Below are 1,987 nucleotides of genomic sequence, written 5' to 3' on the forward strand. Positions count from 1 at the left end.
TCGCCAAGCCCGTTACCAAACCGCCTGATCCGGACGCGCTCCCGAAAGCCCTCAAGGTTGTTGCAGCCGCCAAGGAGGTCTCGCATCCAGACAACTAGGCGGCAGCCTGGGTGGTCTGCGCGTGCCGGAATCCCTGGCCTTGGCTTGCGGCATGAACGCACGCGGCTCGACCGAGGTGATCGTCGCCTCCATCGGCTTGTCGATCGGTGCGCTGAGCCAGGACCTGTTCACGATGATCGTGGCCATGGCCGTCCTGACCACGCTCGCGATGCCGCCGATGCTGCGCTGGGCGCTCAGCCGCCTGCCGCTCGACGAAGCTGAGCGGGCGCGGCTCGAACGAGAGGAGTTTGAGGAACGGGGCTTTGTTCCAAACCTGGAGCGCCTGCTCGTTGCTGCCGACGAGAGCCCGAAGGGGCGGTTCGCGGCTCGCCTCGCCGGTCTAATGGCAGGCCGTTACGGAATGCCGGTGACGGTACTTCAGGTCGCGTCCGACCCGGCGCCCCGTTCGATGAGGGAAGACATATCCGGCAAGCTTGCTGCCTCGGTGCAGGGCGCAGCGGAAGCAGCGCGTGCGCAAGCGTCGCACGAGGATACAGACGTCTTGACAGTGGATGTGACGGAGCGGCCGATAGATGCACCGATCGACCGCGCCGTTACGGCGGAGGCTGAGAAGGGGTTCGACCTTCTCGTGATCGGGATCGAGCCGACCGTCGGCCCGGATGGTGGATTCAATGCAGATGTGGCGCGGGCAGCGGATGGCTTCGCCGGTCCTCTCGCGATTGTCGCGGCCCGCGGCAGGCACCTGGTTGAGCCGGAGGGGGCACCGCTGGACATCCTGGTTCCGGTCAACGGCACGGGGGTGTCGCGGCGAGGAGCCGAGGTTGCCTTGAACATTGCGCGGGCAGCCGACGCACCGCTGACCGCCTTGTTTGTCGCGAGCGCGGACGCGAGCACCGCCCGACAGCGACGCGCCCGACGCCCCAGTAGCAGTGATGAGGCCGTCCTGAAGGAGGTTGTGGCACTGGCTGACCAGCACGGCGTCAGGATCCGGACCGTTGCGCGGACGATTCTTGCTGCGGAGGACGCCATCCTACGGCAGGCGCGCCTGGGCGGGCACAACCTGATTATCATGGGCGCGGCGCGGCGCCCAGGTGCCGATCTTGCCTTCGGCAACATCGCCGATGGGGTGCTGGAGGCCTCCGACCGCTCCGTCGTGCTCGTGGGCACCTGATGCCGAGGCGTGTCTCACCAGTTCGCCGGCGCTGTGGCCGCAACGCTTGGCCTTTCCAAGAAGGGGTGAGCAGAGATGGACCAGAAGGACACCGCGGAGCAGACGAAACAGGCGGCACAGCACACGGCAGCTGCCGCGCAGGTCACCAAGGACAGCGCCGACCGAAGAACCGAATTGGCAGCAGACCGCACCGTCTTTGCGGCCGAGCGCACCTACGCAGCGTGGGTGCGCACCGGCCTGGTTGCCCTTGCCAGCGGCATCGGAGCCAAGAAGCTGCTGGAGGGGGTTGTGCCGGGCTGGATGATCATCGGCTTTGGAACCGTCCTGATCCTCTTCAGCGCCTTCTGCTTCGTCGCGGGCGTGTGGCGCCAGGTGTTCGTCGGCGCGCCACCTCCAAACCCAGACGTTCCCCGCATGCCGCCTGCGGTCCTTGTCGCCGTCAACAGCTTCCTGGCCCTGGTTGCTCTCACCGCGATCGCCGGCATCTGGTTCGGGTAGACCCCGGACATGCTCGCGCCGGGCGGACTTCGAGCGGCCGCGCTCTTCAGGCCGGGGACAACCGGGGCATTTCTATAGAGATCGTCTTCTCTCTGATTCCTGTTATCCCCGGTGTTGTCCCTCCGTCGAAGGCAAAAGATCCTTGATCCGCGGTGGGGCGTGTGTGACCGGTCGAGACGCCGCTCAACGCACCTGCCGAAGCCCCTTCGAGAAGCGCTGGCCGTTGGCTATGTAGGTCTCTGATGTCCGACGCAACTT

General features: G+C 66.3%; 2 protein-coding genes. Both read left to right on the top strand.

The window, feature by feature from the left end; genetic code table 11:
- Positions 1-121: 121 nt before the first annotated feature.
- On the top strand, positions 122-1,231 hold the full coding sequence (locus WDW90_RS36635; protein ID WP_336492644.1) for a universal stress protein: 1,110 nt from the start codon (positions 122-124) through the stop codon (positions 1,229-1,231).
- A 75-nt stretch (positions 1,232-1,306) separates the two neighbouring features.
- A complete protein-coding gene (locus WDW90_RS36640) occupies positions 1,307-1,729 on the top strand; it encodes a YidH family protein (RefSeq protein WP_336492645.1) in 423 nt (140 codons plus the stop codon).
- The last annotated feature ends 258 nt before the right edge of the window (positions 1,730-1,987 follow it).

It is taken from the genome of Methylobacterium nigriterrae, from assembly GCF_037106235.1.
In the GTDB taxonomy this organism is placed as follows: Bacteria; Pseudomonadota; Alphaproteobacteria; order Rhizobiales; family Beijerinckiaceae; genus Methylobacterium; species Methylobacterium nigriterrae.